Origin of the sequence: Xanthomonas graminis pv. graminis, from assembly GCF_030168915.1 — a bacterium.
GTDB lineage: Bacteria > Pseudomonadota > Gammaproteobacteria > Xanthomonadales > Xanthomonadaceae > Xanthomonas_A > Xanthomonas_A translucens.
Map to the genome: position 1 here is coordinate 14,487 of NZ_CP076256.1, position 16,933 is coordinate 31,419.

21 protein-coding genes are annotated in these 16,933 nt (G+C 61.7%); 10 read left to right on the plus strand and 11 right to left on the minus strand.

The window, feature by feature from the left end:
* Position 1: 1 nt before the first annotated feature.
* From KHF85_RS20195 to KHF85_RS20225, 7 genes are all read left to right on the plus strand, one after another.
* Positions 2-733: a VirB8 family type IV secretion system protein gene (locus KHF85_RS20195; protein ID WP_206712282.1), complete on the plus strand. Its 732-nt coding sequence runs from the start codon at positions 2-4 to the stop codon at positions 731-733.
* 1 nt (position 734) lies between these two features.
* Positions 735-1,631 carry a TrbG/VirB9 family P-type conjugative transfer protein gene (locus tag KHF85_RS20200; RefSeq protein WP_206712283.1) on the plus strand — a complete coding sequence of 299 codons (897 nt, stop codon included), beginning with the start codon at positions 735-737 and terminating at the stop codon, positions 1,629-1,631.
* A complete protein-coding gene (gene virB10, locus KHF85_RS20205) occupies positions 1,628-2,770 on the plus strand; it encodes a type IV secretion system protein VirB10 (protein WP_284569632.1) in 1,143 nt (380 codons plus the stop codon). Before KHF85_RS20200 ends, virB10 begins: the two co-directional genes overlap by 4 nt.
* Positions 2,771-2,779: 9 nt before the next feature.
* Positions 2,780-3,784 (plus strand): ATPase, T2SS/T4P/T4SS family, encoded by a 1,005-nt coding sequence (locus KHF85_RS20210; protein ID WP_206712285.1) that lies wholly within the window; start codon positions 2,780-2,782, stop codon positions 3,782-3,784.
* A complete protein-coding gene (locus KHF85_RS20215; RefSeq protein ID WP_409976725.1) occupies positions 3,747-4,328 on the plus strand; it encodes a phospholipase D family nuclease in 582 nt (193 codons plus the stop codon). Before KHF85_RS20210 ends, KHF85_RS20215 begins: the two co-directional genes overlap by 38 nt.
* Before the next feature lie 370 nt (positions 4,329-4,698).
* Positions 4,699-5,400, plus strand: coding sequence for an NYN domain-containing protein (locus KHF85_RS20220; RefSeq protein ID WP_284569633.1), 702 nt, complete (start codon positions 4,699-4,701; stop codon positions 5,398-5,400).
* Between the two features lie 224 nt (positions 5,401-5,624).
* Positions 5,625-5,837 (plus strand): hypothetical protein, encoded by a 213-nt coding sequence (locus KHF85_RS20225; RefSeq protein ID WP_206712288.1) that lies wholly within the window; start codon positions 5,625-5,627, stop codon positions 5,835-5,837.
* Here the strand turns inward: KHF85_RS20225 and mobF are convergent.
* Genes mobF through KHF85_RS20240 form a run of 3 tightly spaced genes read right to left on the minus strand, consistent with a single transcriptional unit; the run spans position 5,834 to position 10,592 of the window.
* The gene (mobF, locus tag KHF85_RS20230) at positions 5,834-8,704 is read right to left on the minus strand and encodes a MobF family relaxase (protein WP_284569634.1); all 2,871 of its coding nucleotides are present in this window, start codon (positions 8,702-8,704) and stop codon (positions 5,834-5,836) included. The genes KHF85_RS20225 and mobF overlap by 4 nt on opposite strands.
* Positions 8,701-10,251, minus strand: coding sequence for a type IV secretion system DNA-binding domain-containing protein (locus KHF85_RS20235; protein ID WP_206712290.1), 1,551 nt, complete (start codon positions 10,249-10,251; stop codon positions 8,701-8,703). The genes mobF and KHF85_RS20235 overlap by 4 nt, the downstream gene beginning before the upstream one ends.
* A gap of 2 nt (positions 10,252-10,253) precedes the next feature.
* Entirely contained in the window at positions 10,254-10,592 is a 339-nt protein-coding gene (locus KHF85_RS20240) for a plasmid mobilization protein (RefSeq protein ID WP_206712291.1), read from the minus strand.
* A gap of 383 nt (positions 10,593-10,975) precedes the next feature.
* On the opposite strand from KHF85_RS20240, the gene KHF85_RS20245 reads away from it, so the two are divergent.
* Genes KHF85_RS20245 through KHF85_RS20255 form a run of 3 tightly spaced genes read left to right on the plus strand, consistent with a single transcriptional unit; the run spans position 10,976 to position 12,523 of the window.
* Positions 10,976-11,419, plus strand: a complete 444-nt coding sequence (locus KHF85_RS20245) for a hypothetical protein (protein WP_206712292.1) — start codon at positions 10,976-10,978, stop codon at positions 11,417-11,419.
* Positions 11,420-11,428: 9 nt separating this feature from the next.
* Positions 11,429-12,127 carry a StbB family protein gene (gene stbB / locus KHF85_RS20250; protein WP_058361929.1) on the plus strand — a complete coding sequence of 233 codons (699 nt, stop codon included), beginning with the start codon at positions 11,429-11,431 and terminating at the stop codon, positions 12,125-12,127.
* A 15-nt stretch (positions 12,128-12,142) separates the two neighbouring features.
* Positions 12,143-12,523, plus strand: coding sequence for a hypothetical protein (locus KHF85_RS20255; RefSeq protein ID WP_261191811.1), 381 nt, complete (start codon positions 12,143-12,145; stop codon positions 12,521-12,523).
* A gap of 51 nt (positions 12,524-12,574) precedes the next feature.
* Here the strand turns inward: KHF85_RS20255 and KHF85_RS20260 are convergent, their stop codons facing one another.
* From KHF85_RS20260 to KHF85_RS20295, 8 genes are all read right to left on the minus strand, one after another.
* Entirely contained in the window at positions 12,575-12,892 is a 318-nt protein-coding gene (locus KHF85_RS20260) for a hypothetical protein (protein ID WP_206712294.1), read from the minus strand.
* Positions 12,889-13,254, minus strand: coding sequence for a hypothetical protein (locus KHF85_RS20265; RefSeq protein WP_284569635.1), 366 nt, complete (start codon positions 13,252-13,254; stop codon positions 12,889-12,891). The genes KHF85_RS20260 and KHF85_RS20265 overlap by 4 nt, the downstream gene beginning before the upstream one ends.
* Before the next feature lie 1,008 nt (positions 13,255-14,262).
* Entirely contained in the window at positions 14,263-14,475 is a 213-nt protein-coding gene (locus KHF85_RS20270) for a hypothetical protein (RefSeq protein WP_206712296.1), read from the minus strand.
* 8 nt (positions 14,476-14,483) lie between these two features.
* The gene (locus KHF85_RS20275; protein WP_284569636.1) at positions 14,484-15,356 is read right to left on the minus strand and encodes a Fic/DOC family protein; all 873 of its coding nucleotides are present in this window, start codon (positions 15,354-15,356) and stop codon (positions 14,484-14,486) included.
* Positions 15,357-15,561: 205 nt separating this feature from the next.
* The gene (locus tag KHF85_RS20280) at positions 15,562-15,762 is read right to left on the minus strand and encodes an antitoxin VbhA family protein (RefSeq protein ID WP_206712298.1); all 201 of its coding nucleotides are present in this window, start codon (positions 15,760-15,762) and stop codon (positions 15,562-15,564) included.
* Entirely contained in the window at positions 15,755-16,066 is a 312-nt protein-coding gene (locus KHF85_RS20285; RefSeq protein ID WP_284569637.1) for a TrfB-related DNA-binding protein, read from the minus strand. Before KHF85_RS20285 ends, KHF85_RS20280 begins: the two co-directional genes overlap by 8 nt.
* A gap of 128 nt (positions 16,067-16,194) precedes the next feature.
* Positions 16,195-16,557, minus strand: coding sequence for a single-stranded DNA-binding protein (locus KHF85_RS20290; protein ID WP_284569638.1), 363 nt, complete (start codon positions 16,555-16,557; stop codon positions 16,195-16,197).
* A gap of 124 nt (positions 16,558-16,681) precedes the next feature.
* Complete coding sequence (locus tag KHF85_RS20295) at positions 16,682-16,903, minus strand: DUF2688 domain-containing protein (RefSeq protein WP_206712301.1); 222 nt, start codon at positions 16,901-16,903, stop codon at positions 16,682-16,684.
* Positions 16,904-16,933 lie beyond the last annotated feature (30 nt).

A 16,933-nucleotide genomic window follows, 5' to 3' on the forward strand; every position in this document is an offset into this window, starting at 1 on the left:
GATGGGCATATTCAACAAGGGCGCGAGCCCGGCCGCTGTAACCCGCGACACCATCGACCATTACCAACAGGAGCGCCGCGGCCTCGAGGTCGATATCCTTGATGAGGTCCTGCTATCTCGGAAACGGGCTTGGCAGGTGGCCGCCAGCAGCTGGGTGCTGACGGTCGCCTCAATTGGGCTAAGCATGTTCATTGTTCACCGCTATAGCCAACCATTGCCGCAGCACATCCTTTGGCAAGACGGCAAGACCGGCGCGGTTGAGCAGTTGTCGCTGACCAAAGACACTAAGAGCTATGACGAAGTCACCGACTCCTACTGGATTTCGCAGTTCGTCCAGCACTACGAGAGCTACGATTTCAACACTGCGCAAGTGGACTATGACGCTGTCGGGCTGATGGCGTCGCCGGAGGTCGCCGAGCAGTACGTCACGCGCTACAAGTGGGGCACCACCGATGCGATCGACAAGCGCATCGGCGACAGCGAAAACACGCGAGTCCACATCAACTCCGTGATTCTGGACTCGGCCTCCGGGACCGCAACTGTGCGCTTCACGACGACCCGCAAGATACGCCAGCGGCCGACCAGCGAGCCGCCGCAATACTGGATCGCAATCATCGGCTACAAGTTCGAGAAGTCGTTGATGACCGCGAGCCAGAGAAATCTCAATCCGCTTGGTTTGCGCATCACAAGCTATCGCGTGAACTCGGAATCTGCCAACAAAGTGGGAGGGTGACATGAAGCGAAAGATGCTATGCATGGCCCTCGTTACAGCTGTATTCGCAGGCCCGGCTTTCGCTGTGGAGGCACTGCGCAGCTCGCCCTACGATTACCGCATCAAGTCCGCGATCTACAACCCGCAAGACACGGTGGTCATTGATGCTGTGATCGGCCTGGCCACCCACATCACGGTATCGCCGGGCGAACGCTACGTCACCCACGTCTTCGGCGACAGCGAGGCCTGGTCGTTCGCCCATGTGCAGAACAATTTCTTCATCAAGCCCAAGGAGGCACATGGCGACACGAACCTGACGATCGTTACTGACAAGCGGACCTATCACATCCTGCTGCGCTACATCGGCGACTACAAGAGCGGTGCCAAAGGCAAGCAGGAAACCCGCTTCATCCAGACGCCCTGGACGATGCGCCAGGCCACGCTGGAGCTGACCTACACCTATCCGATGGAAGACGCGCGGCGTGCGGTCGCAGCCCGGGAGCAAGCCAAGGTACAGACCGCGCTTGCCGCACCCGAGTTCGCACCGGGCTCCCGCAATTTCAGCTATCAGATGTCGGATGATCCCAAAGCCCAGCCGATCGCGCCGGTCAACGTGTGGGACGACTACCGTTTCACCTATTTCAAGTTCCCTGCCAATGCCGAATTGCCAACGATCTTCGTCGTCGGCGCCGACGGGAAAGAGAGTACGGTGAACGTGCGAACGATCGGGCGCGAACACAACATCATCCAGGCACAGATGGTCGCTCGCGAATGGCGCATACGCTACGGCAAGAAAATGGTGATCGGGCTAATCAACAGTCGGTTTGACCCCAGCCGTGGTGCTAATAGGACAGGAACGGCTGCGCCGAATGTGGAGCGCGTGGAAAAAACGGAGACCAACGACGGGGGTACGCTATGAGCCGGGACGTCAATGTTGACCAAGCCCTGGAGGGTGGTTTCGAGGATGGTCGCGGCGGCTTCAATCGCGGACCGAAGAAGAACATTCCAGGCTTCCGCGCCTTCATCGCACTCATGTGTGTCATAGGTTTGGCTATCGTGGGGTGGATCATCCACTCGCAGCTGAATCGCGATACCAATACGGCGGCGGCGGCGGCGGACAAGGACACGACCCCACGGACGAACACTCTGCCGAGCTACCGGATCACGGATGCCCCAACGTCCACCCAGGCGCCGCCGATCACCCCGACCACGACGGAGCCGCTATCGACGCCCGCCCCGAGCCGTACTGCTCAGAAGGTCCTGACCCCCGAAGAGGAAGCGACCTTGCGCCGCCTGAAAGGCGGCCTTGCTGGCGGTGCGGCTGGCGATTCGCCAGCAGGCCCGGCCAGCACTGCAGGCGAAAAGCCTGGGGATGGGCGCGCACGTCCCAGCGAGGATTCTGCCTCGCTGGCCAGCCGGTTGACTTCCGCTAGCATTGACAGTGCTCGAGCCCGCAGGCTGGCCAATCCGAGCCTTACAATCCCAGCTGGACAGATGATCGCATGTGGCACCAAGACCGAATTGGACACCACCCAGCCCGGCATGGTGTCGTGCCAGGTCTCGCGGGATGTGTACTCGGCCGACAGCAAGGTGCGGCTGATCGACAAGGGCGCGCATGTCGATGGCCAGATCGCGTCAGGCATCAAGGCGGGGCAGAAGCGGGTCTTTGTGCTGTGGACGCGCGTGCGCAATCCCGACAATGTGATTGTGTCGCTCGACAGTCCAGGGACCAACGCGCTCGGCAGCACGGGCATTCCTGGCCAGGTGGATACCCACTTCTGGGAACGCTTCGGCGGTGCCATGTTCATCTCCGTGTTCACAGACGTGGGCGACGCCTTGGTGCAGGTGGCCGCCAACAAGGCCAGCAACGCGCAGACCAGCGTCAATCTCGACAGCACGTCGAACACCTCCGACCAGATGGCGCGCGAAGCCTTGGAAGCGACGATCTCGATCCCGCCCACGCTCTACGCCCAGCAGGGTGAGGCGGTTTCCATCTACGTGGCGCGCGACCTCGATTTCAGCGACGTGTACGACCTGCGTCTTGGATATGGTCGCTGAGGCTTCCGGATGAAGCGCACGATCGACCCCGATACCTCGGTTTGGCTAACGCTCGGCCCACTGAAAGAATACCTCGATGACCCGGAAGTCTTCGAGGTTCGCGTCAATCGGTTCGGCCAGGTCGTGTGCGACACTGCAAGCGGCCGGGTCTTCCACGACAGGCCGGAGGTGACGGCGCGCTATCTGGAAATCCTGACCGACACGCTGCTGCACTACAACGGCCTGGGCCGCAAGCCGATCAACAACGTGCTGCTGCCGGATGGGTCACGAGGCATTATTTGTTGGCCGCCGGCGGTCTTAGAAGGCACCGTGCTGATCGCCATCCGCAAACATCTGGCGGTGAACAAATCGCTCGAGGACCTGCGCGACGAAGGCCGGTTTAGGGGATGGAAGCGGCGATCGCAGGCCGATGCCACTCGACTCGAGCCATTCGAGGAAGAGCTTCTGCAGCTGTTGGCCGAAGAAGACCTGGTCTCTTTTTTTCGGTTGGCCGTGCGCAGCAAGCGCAACATCGCCGTGTCCGGCAAGACCGGCTCCGGCAAGTCCACTTTCACTCGCACCCTGTTGATGGAGGTGCCCGCCGAAGAGCGGGTGCTGCTGATGGAGGACGTGCACGAAGTGGCGTCCGACAAGCAGCTAGAAATCGGCTACATGATGTACGGCTCGCAGGAGGGCCGTGTGTCTGTTTCCGAGTGCCTCAAGGCATGCATGCGCCTGTCGCCCGACCGGATCTTCATGACGGAGTTGCGTGACGACGCGGCGTGGGACTACCTGGCTGGTGCCAATACGGGGCATCCCGGCGGCATCTTCTCGACCCATGCGGACAACGCCGTCGCCACGCCAAGTCGCATCGCCACGCTGGTGAAGGCGTCCGAAGTCGGCCGGCTGCTCGACTACGAAGTCATCATGAAGACGATACATACGACGCTGGATGTGATCGTCCACATGGACAACCGACAGATCACGGAAGTGCTTTATGACCCCCATTTCAAGAAGCAACAGCTGGTCAGCTGAGCGGCGGTCTTACGTCGGCCGCTGCATCCTGGCCATCATGCTGGCCCTGCAGGTGGTGCCAGCGCCGGCGGCTGCAGCCGAAGCTGCTGCCCAGGTCGGGTTTTCGCCAGAGGGCACCGGCCGCAGCCTGGTCCTCGACGTGATCAACACCGCGCGCCGTGAGCTGCGCGTCATGGCCTATTCGTTCACAGCCCCCGATATCGCGCAGGCCTTGATCGCGGCAAAAAAACGCGGTGTCGATGTAATGGTCGTGGTCGACGCGGACCAGAGTCGGCAGAAAAGCCAGGCCGCGGCACTCAACACCTTGGCGATCGCCGGCATCCAGGTGCGGCTCAATGGGCATTACCAAATCATGCACGACAAGGTGATCGTCGCCGATCGCAAGACCGTCCAAACGGGATCTTTCAACTACACACGATCGGCCGAAACAGCCAACAGCGAGAACGTCATCGTGCTGTGGGACGTGCCAGGCTACGCCGGCGAGTTCCTGCAGCACTGGCAATCGCGGTGGGACCAGGCTGCGCCCTATGCACCACCGTATTGAGCACCTGTAAACCTCTCACCAACAGCTGCAGGAACCGGAGGAACTGTATGACAACCACGAACGACAGGGTCATCGCCGTAGCGCCCGAAGACAGCAGTACCGCGCGTAGCGTCTTGCCAGCAGGCTATGTTGGCCCAGCCGCGATGCAGTACGAGGGCCGAAATCTCTCTAAACTATTGAATCTAAAGGCCGATCTTTCCATTTCCGTGTCGGGGACATGAACCCAACGTAGTCCAGATGTTGCATCGCCCGGGCGCATCCGTTAGGCTGGCCTCACCACTCCTCCCTTGTCGCCCCATTCAGTTGGGTAACGGCTTGGGACGAAAAAACCGCCGCAAGGCGGTTTTTTCATGTCTGCAGGAAGCTCCTCGTGACAACCGACAAAGCGACTGCCGTCTACATTGATGGCTACAACTTGTACTACGGGCGCATCCGTGGGACCACATTTAAGTGGCTCGATGTGGTTACTCTGTTTGATCGCCTCCTGCACGACCAAGATCCAACAACCCATCTGCTGCACGTCAGGTATTTCACAGCGCCGGCGCTGGGTAGGTTTGCGACCCACAAGCAGGCATCGGAAACGCAAGCGGCGTATCTGCGCGCGTTAGCACACACCCACCCGCAACGATTCACCACGACATTAGGCAAACACAGCTGGGACAAAGCGGGAACCCTTTTGCCGGAGTTTGTCAGCGGCCAGCCGTATGATCGGGCGCGCCGGGTCCGGGTCTGGAAGCTCGAAGAGAAACAGACCGATGTGAACCTGGCGCTGACCATGTATCGCGATGCTGCGTCGGCGCGCTATCAGCAGCTGGTTGTCTGCTCCAACGATAGCGATATCGAGCCGGTCCTTGCGGCTATCCGCGAAGACTTCCCGGCCATCGTGCTAGGCGTGGTCACGCCACGCAGGCCGCCGATCGATGGTGAATCGGACAGGAGAGTCAGCGTCTCGCTGTCGAGCCGCGCTGACTGGACACGTCAATACATTTTGGATGATGAGCTGGCCGCAGCGCAGCTTCCCGAGCGCGTTCGCAACCCTGGCAGGTCAATCGATAAGCCTGGGCACTGGTGAGTCCTAATCGGGTTAGACTCACCAGTCGCCTGAGGTGTCCGGCAAGGAAATACGCATGACCACTGCAACGTACCTGCAGCTGAGCTCGATCCCAACTTGGCTACCCTATCCAGGTAGGCTTGGCTTATCCTTCGCCCGCGCCGGCACAATCCGGCGCCGGGCGTGAGACCCCGACACGAACAAACAGCCTATGGCGGCTGTGCGCGGGCAGACGCAAGTACGCCATGTTTGCTGCCGCTGTGCCTGAGATTGTTGCCCCGCACGAACGTATCAACGGAATTGCTCACCGCGCAGGCTGCCTGGTCAACCTGCTGATAGCGTTCTACTCGAATGCGAACAGGGACATGGAATTGACCGACGACACCCTCTGCGAGGTTCTGGCTCAGGTGCAGGCCGACTTGATCCGGATCGAAGTGCTGACCAAGAAGCCAGGCTAGCCGCCTAGGCCTACTTCCGGTCCATGCGGGCCGGATTTTGTCTTCTGTTGCCGATTGATCGCATGGGCCGCGAGCTGCTTGATATCGAGTGCGGCCGTCTTGAGGCTGTCGCGGCTCACGGCGCTGGCCAGCTTGCCGGCGTCGTCGGTGTAAATGATCGCCTCGTGGCGTGCCCGGGACACGCCGACGTAGTAGACATCCTTAGTCGTGGTGCGAGAGGTGGTTTCGATATTGATCAAGACCGTGTCGCAGGTCAGGCCCTGCGAGCTATGGACAGTTGAGGCATATGCCAGGGCAACGAACATCGGTGTCGTGGCGTCGAACGTGATCCGGCGGCCGCCCTGCCCCTCCAACTCGATCTCATGCTGGTCGACGCGTTGAACGACAAAGCGGTCGCCGTTGGCAAGATCGAGGTCAGCATTGTTGCGGGTGACCTTCACCTGGTCGCCAACGGCCAGTTCGGTCTGCTCCACGTTGTAGACACTGAGCTTGGGGCAGCGCATCGGCGAGAAATGGATCTGCTGGCCAGCGTCATCGCGCACGGTCAGCCTGTTGCCTGGCCCCGTATCCAGCACCGTGTAGTGTTCGCCACGCTGCAAACCGTTGGCGTAGCTTCGCTCCGGCACGATCACGCTACCTTTCTTGTAGTAACGACTGTGCTGACGCTCGGCCTGGGTCGTGTCCAGGCGATTGAGCAACTTGTACCCCAGCCCCTGCCCTTCCAGGCCAAGGGCTTTTCGCACACCAGCATTCAGCTCCTTGCGGCTCTCGTTGGTGCCCGTAATGATGAGGGTTCGGTCGCGTTCGTGCTTGGGCAACTCGGCGTAGCGCTGAACCATCGCGCTGTATCTCATGTCCGAATCCGGCACCTTCAAAACCTGGCGGATTTGTGCCACGGACTTTTCCGTCTGGCCTTCAGCCGCCAGCTTGACGGCCTCCAGCAGCTGGGGATCCTTCTGCCGGCGAATCTCGACCATGTGGGCGGTGTCCATACCGGCCTTCTGAAGTTGGTCAAAGGGCTTTCCGGCCTCGATTGCCTTGGTTTGTGTGGTGTCGCCGAGAAAGACCGCCCGAGCGCCGTGCGCCTCGATCGTCTTCATGATTTCGAGCATCTGGCGCGCTGGAATAACGCCGGCCTCGTCGACGAAGACCACGCTGTTCGCATCGATCTTCTTGTCCTTGGCTCGCAGGAATGCCTGCACGGTGCGGCTGTCTAACCCGGCTTCCTCCAGCGCCTTCTTCTGCGACCCATAGGGTGCCATCGTGGTGACATGAAAGCCGTTGGCTTCCAGAAGTTCCGCGGCGGCCTTAGTCATGTGGGTCTTGCCAGTACCAGCATATCCCTGGACGCCGATGAAGCGGTTCGCGCTTTCCACAATGTGCTGAACAGCCCGGCGCTGCTCTTCATTCAACGATTTGTCGGCTAGGAAGGCACGCGAGACCTCGGGGGCAATCCGGCTTTCCATCACGCCCCGATTGCGTTGTTCCGTCTGCAGAATGTCCCGCTCCCGCTTCTGCGCGATGTGGGTCGTGAAGCGCGGCTCTTGCTTGTCGAGGCGACCGCTGCGCACCCCCATATCGACCAGCCGGATCGCCTCGGCTTTGGACTTGCCGCTGGCCTGCAGGGTGGCAACCCATTCCTGGCGCGTGAGTGCCGGCCCGGGTTGGCCATCGGCTTTCTTCTTTCCGCCCGGGTTCATGGAGACGTAGACGGGCAGCTCGCGAATGAGGTGGCCAGAGCGGGTAATTCGATCGAGCGCAGCCCGGATGTCTTCGGTCGTCACGCGCCCGAAACCGTGCTTCAAGGCCACGTCCTCAAGTTCCGACTGCTTCACGATCGCATTGCGCTCGGTCAGCGACTTGATCGCGAACTGGACCGCCTTGTCGGCATAGTGCTCGAGCGGTTTTTCGATTTCCTTGGGCGGTAGCCGCTGAGTGCGCTCCTCAACACCATCACGTCCTGTCCCTGCCCATTCGCGGCTATGGAAGTCGATGGCCAGCTCGGCGGCGCGTTTTTGCCATTCCTGCCGGATGGCTGCGCGGTCGACCTCGACCTTGCGCTGGCGCGTGGACAAAGCCGCTTGGTTCTTCTGGGCATGTGTGGCGGTTTCACGGTTTAGGCCCTGGGCAGCCAATGCCGCCTCGATCTGCTGGCTGCGGGCGCTGAACTCGCGGATTTGATGCTCGGTGAAGTGCGCCAGGTCGAAGGTGCCATTGCGCTCATAGCGAAGCGTGAAGCCTGCTTTCTCCAGCTCGCGGGCCAGCTCCGATTTGTAGACGTTACCCAGGTGGCGCAGCGACTTGACGATGCCGTCGCTGGTGAGCGCGCGCCACTGCCCATCGGCACGCTGGGTCAGATTCAGGACAACGGCATGGGTGTGCAGATCGGGATCGAGCGCCCGGGAAGTTTCATGCCGAAACTTCGCTACCACCAGTTTTCCCGTATGTTCGACGCTTGTCTTCTTGCTGGCCGTCGACCTGGCCATCGCCAGGCTTTCCGCCTCGCGCACGGCAGCAGCGACAGCCCGCTCATGGGCCTCAACGATCCGGTGATCGCCGTGAACCAAGGCCTGCAGGGAAACACCCTTGGGGGCGCTGAACGTCAGATCGTAGGCCAGCCGCTCCTTGCGGGCGGCTTCGGTGGTCGGGGGAATGCGGCGCGTGCGGGTGTGCTCATCGATGCGGCCGTCCAGGAGTTCGCCGAAGCGCTTGCGATCGACTTCCCCCTCTAGCCCCAGTGCGGCCGCACCCTCGCCCTGCCATTGCATGGCTGTGCCGTCCTTGGCGTAGTAGTCGTCAGCCCCGTCCGCATAGTAGGAGACGACCTTGCCGACCGACTGGCGCGTGATCACGGTGATATCGATCATGATGAAAACACCCGTTCAGAACGCAGGATGCCTGGCACGGGTTCGGACCGCGTATAGGTCACCGGCTCGGTCTTGTACTTGGCAACCGGCAGACTTCCGGGGAACGCGAGATAGCCTTCAAGGTTGGGCAGAGCCATGATCTCCGCGACCGACACAACGCGCTCGGTCTTGACCTCTTCGTTCTCGCTTCGCGTACCCATCTGACCCCAGCGCCGGCTGGAGCCCTGCTTACGGCGCATGACTTCGTGCTCGCCGAGCGCCTTGGATAGCCGGTCTGCAGTCTTCTCGCCCATGCGTCCGACAGCCATTGCCACGGTGGTGCGGTGGTTGCTAAGCAGGGTCTCGGCCAGCTCCTCGCCGTAGATCCGGACCAGCTGCGTATAGGACTGATAGCCTGTGACGACGCTGAGGCCCTTCTTGCGGCCCTTTGTCAAGGCATCGCCGAGTGTGGGCAACCGGTCGAGCGATTCCAGCTCATCGAGGAAGGTCCAGATGCGCCGATCGTGATCGACCGGCATTCCCAGGACCGACGTGAAGATCGTATCGACCCAGCACGAAATCATCGGATGCAGCGCCTCGCGCATGTTCTCGTCCCAGGTGATGAACAGGTTCCCGCCCTTGGGATCGGCAAGCCAATCGCGCAGGGAGAAAGGACCATCGGGCATTTTCAGGTGGGGCGACAGCTTGTTGGACAGGACGAACCGAACGCTGCTGGTCGCACGCGAATTGCCCGTGAACAGGGCTTGGGCGGCCGTCCCCTTCACGAAGGCCTCCAACTCCTCAACGGGCCGCTGGTTGGTCCAGCCGAACACGTCCCGCATGGTTGGCTGGCGACTGGTGTTGAACAGCTTGCGGGCGACCTCGCGGAACAGCATGCGGCCGTAGTCGTTCCACTCTTCCGACTCGCTGCTGTCGGACGGCTGGATGATCGATTTCGCGTAGCGCTCGAAGTCGTAGTCATCCTGTATTTCGTTGAAGAAGTTCCACCCCTCGGTGCGGCTATCGTAGGGATTGAGGATCTTGTCCTTGCCAGGCCTGTAGAACGCGGACAAGAACTCCCCGTCAGGGTCTGTCACGACCATGCGGTCACCGCGCTGCAGGAGGCCGAACATCATTTCTTTGAAGATGGTCGACTTGCCGGTACCGGTCGCCCCCCCGATCGAGAAATGGGTGTTCTCGGCCTCGATCGGAACTGGCACGGCCGCGATCGTGATCTGCGGTCGATTGCGCTCGGTGGTTTCGCGGGCAAGCTCCTGCGCGGTGGCAAGCTTGGTGCCGCGATAGAACTTGTCGAAGTGAGCGCCGGCGAAGACCTTCCGATTCAACTTCACGACCAGGACCGCCACCACAATCCCAAGGGCGACCCCGCCCAGCAGCGCGGCCCATAGCGGCCACAACTCGAACGTGTTCTTGAACAGGTAGGCCAAGCGCGGCCGAACGTCCTGCGGGGTGAAGCCATAGACGGTCTTGGCTGTGATGAACCAGGTTGCGATCGGGGTGAACAGCAAGGCGGCGAATACCGCCTGGGCCTTCTGCTTGTCGTCCATATCTATCCTCGCTTGGCTGTTTCGGAACTCCAAACCTCCAGTCCAAGGCGCTCGACTTCTGCCTGCGCCTGGCGCTGGGTATCGGGCTTGACGGTGTGCCGCATCATCAGCAGCAACTCGACCAGCATGGCCAGCTCTCCTCGGCCTATGCCGCCCGGGCCAGCGACGTCGCCTGCCCCGTGCTCGAGGCGCTCGGCGATCGCCTGCAGCAGATCGCGGCTGTCATCGGTGCCCAGCAGCCGCGCCTTCACATAGTCGGTGATGTTCATGCCGCTATTGCTGGCGCGCTGCTCGATCTCGATCTTCTCGCGTTCGCTGCATCGAAAGGTAATGGACGCCACAATTTCCGCCTCTGTTTTACGTCTGTCTTACGCTCGATACTAGCAAAATCAGGAAAAATATCAACAATCGTAATACGCACGTCTTACGGTCTCGCTAGGCAATTTTGAAAAAACGTATTTTTTTCAAAGACTTAGCAGCGCGCAGCGTTGCGTATGGTATATGGCACCAGGTTAAGGGCAGACCCCCCAGAAAAAACAGAAACATGATCGGTTAAGGGACGCCAGGGAGCCAAAAAAGCGTCCGAACGCTGCCTAGTACGCGCTAGCGTGCTAGGCTCGGACACGAATCGGACAGATCGGGGACTTCTATAACCCGAATGTGGTTGACAGTGGGAAATAAGTAGGACAGAATTAGGACGCTTTGCAAGACCAAACGGAGGGTGATGAATGTGGATGTCAATAAGCTGAAGCAATCGATCACTGAACTCACAGGCGGCACGAAAGCGGCGAAGCTGCGCCGCGTGATGCCAGAGATCGAAGAGAAGCTAGACCAAGGCGTGCGACACGAAGAGATCGTCGCAGCGCTGGCTGCGGGGGGGCTAGACGTAACGCTAGAGACCTTCCGCAAAACGCTGTATCGGTATCGCGCGCAGCATGCGGGCGGTGCCAAGCAGACCCCTCCAAAGGCGATCAGGGCCACCAGGGCGGACGGCAATCCGCAGGCCCCGGCAGATGCGCCCCAGGAGGATTCGACGGCTGACGCCGCGGAAGACGCTGCCCCGACCACAAGCTTTGACGACGCGATTGACCGTATCAAGCGCGACGAGGTTGGGGAGTCTTACATGACGCGCCGGAAGCCAATCATCGGCAAGAAACGCACTACCTAGGAGCGAGTAATGAAGATTGCAGTTATCAATTTCTCCGGCAACACCGGCAAGTCCACGGTCTCCAAGCACCTGCTGTATCCCCGCATCAAGGATGCCGAATACATCGCGGTAGAGTCGATCAACTCCGATGAGGGCGGCGGCGATAGCAGCGTGCGGGGCAAGCAGTTCGGCGCCCTGCAGGAACAGCTGCTGGTGATCGACTCGGCCGTCATCGACGTGGGCTCGTCCAACGTCGAGGATTTCGTCAAGCTCATGCGCCAGTACCGCGGCTCGCATGAGGATATGGACCTGTTCGTGATCCCTACGGTGAAAGAAGCCAAGCAGATCAAGGACACGATCGCGACCATCCAGGCCCTGACCGCGATGGGCGTGCCGGCTAAGAAGATCCGCGTTGTGTTCAACAAGCTCGAGGCCGACGATACGGTCGAGGATGCGTTCTATCCCCTGATCGCGTTCCATGAAGACAAGAAGTCTTTCACCCTGCGGCCTGCGGCGGCGATCCAGTATTCCGAGCTGTATCAGCGGCTGCGGGCGCTGGACATGACGATCGACGAACTCGTGGCCGATACCACGGACTACAAGGCCCAGCTGCGTGAGGCCAAGACGCCGGAAGACAAGCAGGCGATCGCGTCGAAGATTTCCGCCAAGCGCCTTGCGGCCTCGGCCCAGGAAAATCTGAACAGCGTGTTCGCGGTCCTGACCAAGTAGGCAAGGGAGTAAGTTATGGCCGGACCGACCACAACCCGCGAAGCCCTGATGGCCGAACTGTTGGGCGACGTCGGGGGCATCCTGGATCGGGTCGAGGCCCTGCAGGCCGCGATCCCCAAGACCGTCAAGGAAGCCAAGGCGGAGCTGCAGGCGGCCGTCAAGGAAGGCAATGGGCACATCAACGAGGCCTGCGTTCGGCTGTCGCGTGTCATCGACCAGCAGGGGAAAGACACCGTCAAGGCGGCCCAGGTGGCCGCCGGCGAAGCCAGCGCCGCCGCACGGGAACTGCGATTGGCACGCGGACGATTGACCGTTCTGCTGGCCGTGTTCGCCCTGGTGGGCGGCGGCGTCGGTGGAGCAGCGGTCTACCTGGCCATGCGAATTGCCGGGAGCTGATACGAGAAAGGGGCGGCCAAGCCGCCCCTTCTTTTTGCCTCTGTGCCAGGTCTACCTGACCAGGCCGAACCGCTCGGCCGCGCTCGGCTCTGCCGGCATCGAGGCCTCCCGGGCCATCGCGGCCGCCATCTCGTCGCTCACGCCCTCGATCGCATACCCCTCGGCAGCTGCCCCCTCGTACAGGCTCGCCAGCGTCGGAAACTCTTCCAGCCAGCAGCCGATCCACAGTGCATGCTCTGCGTCCTCATTCGGCTTGGGAAAGCCCTGGACGAAGTAGGTGCGCAGCATGCGGTCATAGCCGATTGTCCCGGCTGGATCCAACCGGTGTTCGTTGTCCAAGCTGCGGACGGTGATGGTATGGCGGCTCATGGTTTCACCTCGCAGGGCTGCCCCTTAGCCAAGGCCATCAGGTCGGCCGGGGTCGTCCATTCTGCTCTCCACGGCCCTGATACGGCAGTCGCCGGATCTTCTTCCTCATCGGAGCAGTCTACGGAGTCGAGTTCTTGCCATGGAAAGTCGAAGTCATCTTCCAAGCCGATATCGGAATTTCCATCTGCGTAGTCACAGTGGGCGCAGCGTTCTGACCAATAGCTGTTGATGCACCCACCATCCGCCGACTCCCAATCGTGCCGCTTCGCGTCGCGGCCGCACTCCGGGCATTCGATCGAATAAGCCTGATCGTCAAGCTCCATACCGCCCGGTTCGATGCATCCGCCGTAAACCCTTGTCATTGTGTTTCTCCTGCGAGTTGGTGGACCGGCTGGGGAGTGGTTGCCGCCACGGCCACGGCCGGATCGGAAGAAATTAGGACTAACATCGCCTTCCGATGGGACAATAATAGGACAAAACAGCCTGCCTTGTCAACACCTGTCAATAGATTATTTCGTAGACAAACGACGCCCCCAAGACAGATTCAGCGCGCCGCGCCGCAGTGGGGTGTAGGGGCAAAGCCCCTACGGATACGCTCCACGCCTCACCCGCACCGGGGACACCTCGGCCCCGACCTGGTCGGCCTGCCCTCGATCTGCCGGCATCACCACGACCATCCTCCACGGTGACCGCTTTTCCTGCGCCGTTGAGCGCGCAGCGCCGCCGGGGCCTGCTAGGTGGTGAGGGAGGGTTGCGGGCTTTTCGCGCCGGCGCAGCCGGTGCGCCTGGGATGCGACGGCCGCCTGGCGGCCGTCTCCTTCCTCTGGACCTGGAGCGCAGGAAGATCCTCGGCGGGGGTCTGCTTGGCGGAGCCGGTCGGGCGCGAAAGCCCCTTGCTCGCTCCGGCGACGTGGAGCACGGTTCAAGGGCTGGACGCGCCCGACCGGCTCTGCCAAGCCCCGACGATCGCGCGGAAGGGCCGGCAAGCCCCATGGGGGCGCGCAGGGGCGCCGAAGGGCGACCCGGAGGGGGGACGCCACCAGGCGGCCCCCACACAGCTGCGCCGGCCGTCCACGCTTCGTCCACGGCCGACGCCGCAGGCGTCGCCCCGGCCCGTCGGGGATGGTTCCATCCATCCCCAGGGGCGGGGGAAGCGGTGGGCGAAGGGTGGGCGGCCCTGCCGATTGCAGGTCGTCCCCGTCTTGTCCACGGGGCGCGGCCAACGGCCCGCTGGCCGGGCGGTTCCGTCCGCCCGGCCAGCAGCGCACGGTGGGCAAGAGGGGGGGCGAGCTGTCCCCGCCGCTGGTCGGCGCCGCCGGCGCCGGCGAGCCGCGGTCAGGCACGCTGGCCAGCCCCAGGCTGGCCGCCGATCAAGCCCCCTGCCCTATCGTCGGCACATGGTCGGGCAAGAGGTTGACCAAGAGCTGGAAGGACGTGGCTAGCATCAGCTGCATGTCCACGTCGCAGGCCAGCGCCTCGAACCTGGCCAGCGCCTGCAGGGCGTCATTGGCATCGTTGGCCGATCGGATCGCGCCCGCAGCTTCAACTATCGCGTCGACGTAGTTGGCCAGCGATACGTCCATGCCCTGCCCTACCGGCCGAAGTCTCGGCCGAAGTCGCCGGCCTTGTCCGGAGTGGCCTTATCTTTGCCCGGGCCGTCATGGCCTTTGGCGGGCATGACCAACGCAACATCGCCTTGCGGATAGCGGATCTCGACCGCCTGGCCGCGCTGGGCCTCAAGGTCGCCGACGACGCGGTAGCGGTTGTGCAAGACCAGCTCGCCGGGCAGGTCCGCGCGCTCTTGCACCACATAGCGCTCGGTCGCACCGAGCACACGGCCGGTGTAGGTCTGTCCAAGCTCGGCATAGGCGACGCTAGCGCCGGCGCCAGCGAGCGAGCGGCCAAGCTCCACGGCCCGGGCGTGGTCGCGATCGGTGAGGTTGTCGCGGATCATCTGAGCGAGCCGGTCGGGGGTGCTGTGATAGGCCTCGATCGAGGCCCGGGTCATGTCCTCGCGGCTGACACGATCCCAGGCGATGGAATAGCCGGCATCGCTGGCCAACTGCCCGACAAAGGCGCGCTGCGCGCGCCCGTTGCCCTCGCGGAACGGGTGCAGGGCGTTGATTTCGCCAAGGTAGTGCCCTGCCCGCTTGGCGAAATCGTCGGCATCCAAGCCGCGAAGGTTCTGCTCCCGGTTCAACTGGCGGAACAGCTGCGCGCCCGCGCCCTCGATGTGCTCGGGCATGGCGAAGCGGGTTTCGCCCTTCTCGATGATGACGGACCGGATTTCTCCGGCCCAGGGATACACATCTCGGAACAAACTGCGATGCACGCTACGCAGGTGATCGAGATCGTAGCGGCCGACAGCCGGACCCTTTTCCAGCTCGTAGGCGCGGACGGATGCGAACGCGGCTTCGATGCGGTCCAGTTCGTGCTGCACGCGCGCCCCCACCAGGTTGCGCATGATCCCAGTAGCTGGATCAATATAGGGGTCTGGGACACTGTCGTATTTGGCCATCACTAACCAAACAACGAGGGCGCGAGGTCAAAAACAACGAAGTCTCCGATGCTATAGGCACAGGCTGCAAAGAACAGCAATCCGATAACGAGGCGGACGAATTTGAAGGCCTTTTCCCGATTGAAACGCTGAGTGATAGACATAAGTCCTCCTAGCTGCTCTTCTGTTCGTCGCTGACGACCAGGCGCCGGCGAATGCTGGCGATCACGTCTGCCGGCTCCATTTCGCCCAGCGCCACGCGCTCGAGTTCGGCTTGAGTTTGGGCATCGACCTCGAGGCCCTCGAGCCGCTGGGATGCGATTGCGTTGGCCACGGCGCGGCGGCGATCTTCGATTTCGTGTGCGTCAAGCATGGGCTTTCTCCTGTGCGTTGCTGCGAGCTTCGGCCGCAAGTGTGCGAACCTTCGTGGCCAGTTCCGGCGGCATCCATTCGTCGACGCGTTCCCAATCGGGCGGAAACTCATTGGCAGCGGCCACGACCCGCTGCACCATCTTGCTGACGCGCTGCCGGGTGAGGCCTGTTTCCTCGGCGATCTCCGCCTGGGATTTGCCATCGACCAGGACGCGGCGGGCAATTTTTACTGTGTCGCCACTAAGCCGTCCTAACCGTGGCTGGATAGCTTCGAATTCTGCGGCGGTCATGGGCGTTTTGAGCATTGTGGCGATATTCCTAGAGATTGCGGCGGGGCATGGTGCCCCGCCTGTTGGTTATTGAGGTGATCGGCGCAGCAGCAAGCGACCAAGATTGCGGCGAACGTCCAAGCCGATCATCCGAAGGCCTCGCATCACTCTTCCTCGCCGTTGTCATTGGCGGAACGTTCGACGCCACGCAGGCGCAGGCCTTGGAAGTCATAGGCGATGATTTCAGTGGTGTGGTACACCTCGCCGTCGCGCTCCCACTGGCGATAATCGAGATGACCAGCGGCGAAAACCGTATCGCCGACCTGCACATGTCGAGCGGCATAACGGGCGTTCTGGTCGAACAGCACGACGCGATGCCAAGCGGTGCGCTGCTCGCGCTGCTCACCCTTGCCGCGATAGCTGTTGGTCGCGAGGAAGACGGTGCATACGTCGGTGCCATTGGGGTTGCGCAACTCGATGGGCTTACCGACATTGCCGATCAAACGAACTTCGTTGAGATTTGCCATGGTGGTACTCCTGCTTTGGTGAGCGCGCCGGCGAGGTTGCCGCCTCGTGGATCCGGCCCGACTAGAATCACATTTTTGTCAATACTTGTCAATACTTTTTAGGAAACTATTGACAGAGCGGTCTTCATTCCTCCTGCAGGCGACGAATGTAAGCGGCTAGGGTCAACGCCTCGATTTGTGCCTGCGCGATCTCGGCATGTTCTTCGGGGGTCAGGCACACCGTGCAGATGCTGCCGAGCCGTTGTTTCAGCTCATCCAAGCCAAGCAGGCTTTGGCGCAAGGTTCGCAACGGTGTCCCGCAGCGCCGGCACTGCGTGTCGATCACATCAGGAATTATTTCGCTCATAGGCGATACCTCGAGAAGTTCATCCAGTCA

Bases quoted from the DNA above. Each gene is read 5' to 3' on its own strand.
- KHF85_RS20200 (WP_206712283.1), top strand. From the start codon at position 735: ATGAAGCGAAAGATGCTATGCATGGCCCTCGTTACAGCTGTATTCGCA.
- KHF85_RS20285 (WP_284569637.1), bottom strand. From the start codon at position 16,066: ATGCTCAAAACGCCCATGACCGCCGCAGAATTCGAAGCTATCCAGCCA.
- KHF85_RS20290 (WP_284569638.1), bottom strand. From the start codon at position 16,557: ATGGCAAATCTCAACGAAGTTCGTTTGATCGGCAATGTCGGTAAGCCC.
- mobF (WP_284569634.1), bottom strand. From the start codon at position 8,704: ATGATCGATATCACCGTGATCACGCGCCAGTCGGTCGGCAAGGTCGTC.
- KHF85_RS20295 (WP_206712301.1), bottom strand. From the start codon at position 16,903: ATGAGCGAAATAATTCCTGATGTGATCGACACGCAGTGCCGGCGCTGC.
- KHF85_RS20275 (WP_284569636.1), bottom strand. From the start codon at position 15,356: ATGCGCAACCTGGTGGGGGCGCGCGTGCAGCACGAACTGGACCGCATC.
- KHF85_RS20280 (WP_206712298.1), bottom strand. From the start codon at position 15,762: ATGCTTGACGCACACGAAATCGAAGATCGCCGCCGCGCCGTGGCCAAC.
- KHF85_RS20265 (WP_284569635.1), bottom strand. From the start codon at position 13,254: ATGACAAGGGTTTACGGCGGATGCATCGAACCGGGCGGTATGGAGCTT.
- KHF85_RS20210 (WP_206712285.1), top strand. From the start codon at position 2,780: ATGAAGCGCACGATCGACCCCGATACCTCGGTTTGGCTAACGCTCGGC.
- KHF85_RS20235 (WP_206712290.1), bottom strand. From the start codon at position 10,251: ATGGACGACAAGCAGAAGGCCCAGGCGGTATTCGCCGCCTTGCTGTTC.
- KHF85_RS20270 (WP_206712296.1), bottom strand. From the start codon at position 14,475: ATGGACGTATCGCTGGCCAACTACGTCGACGCGATAGTTGAAGCTGCG.
- KHF85_RS20255 (WP_261191811.1), top strand. From the start codon at position 12,143: ATGGCCGGACCGACCACAACCCGCGAAGCCCTGATGGCCGAACTGTTG.
- KHF85_RS20245 (WP_206712292.1), top strand. From the start codon at position 10,976: ATGAATGTGGATGTCAATAAGCTGAAGCAATCGATCACTGAACTCACA.
- KHF85_RS20260 (WP_206712294.1), bottom strand. From the start codon at position 12,892: ATGAGCCGCCATACCATCACCGTCCGCAGCTTGGACAACGAACACCGG.
- KHF85_RS20225 (WP_206712288.1), top strand. From the start codon at position 5,625: ATGTTTGCTGCCGCTGTGCCTGAGATTGTTGCCCCGCACGAACGTATC.
- KHF85_RS20215 (WP_409976725.1), top strand. From the start codon at position 3,747: ATGACCCCCATTTCAAGAAGCAACAGCTGGTCAGCTGAGCGGCGGTCT.
- stbB (WP_058361929.1), top strand. From the start codon at position 11,429: ATGAAGATTGCAGTTATCAATTTCTCCGGCAACACCGGCAAGTCCACG.
- KHF85_RS20195 (WP_206712282.1), top strand. From the start codon at position 2: ATGGGCATATTCAACAAGGGCGCGAGCCCGGCCGCTGTAACCCGCGAC.
- virB10 (WP_284569632.1), top strand. From the start codon at position 1,628: ATGAGCCGGGACGTCAATGTTGACCAAGCCCTGGAGGGTGGTTTCGAG.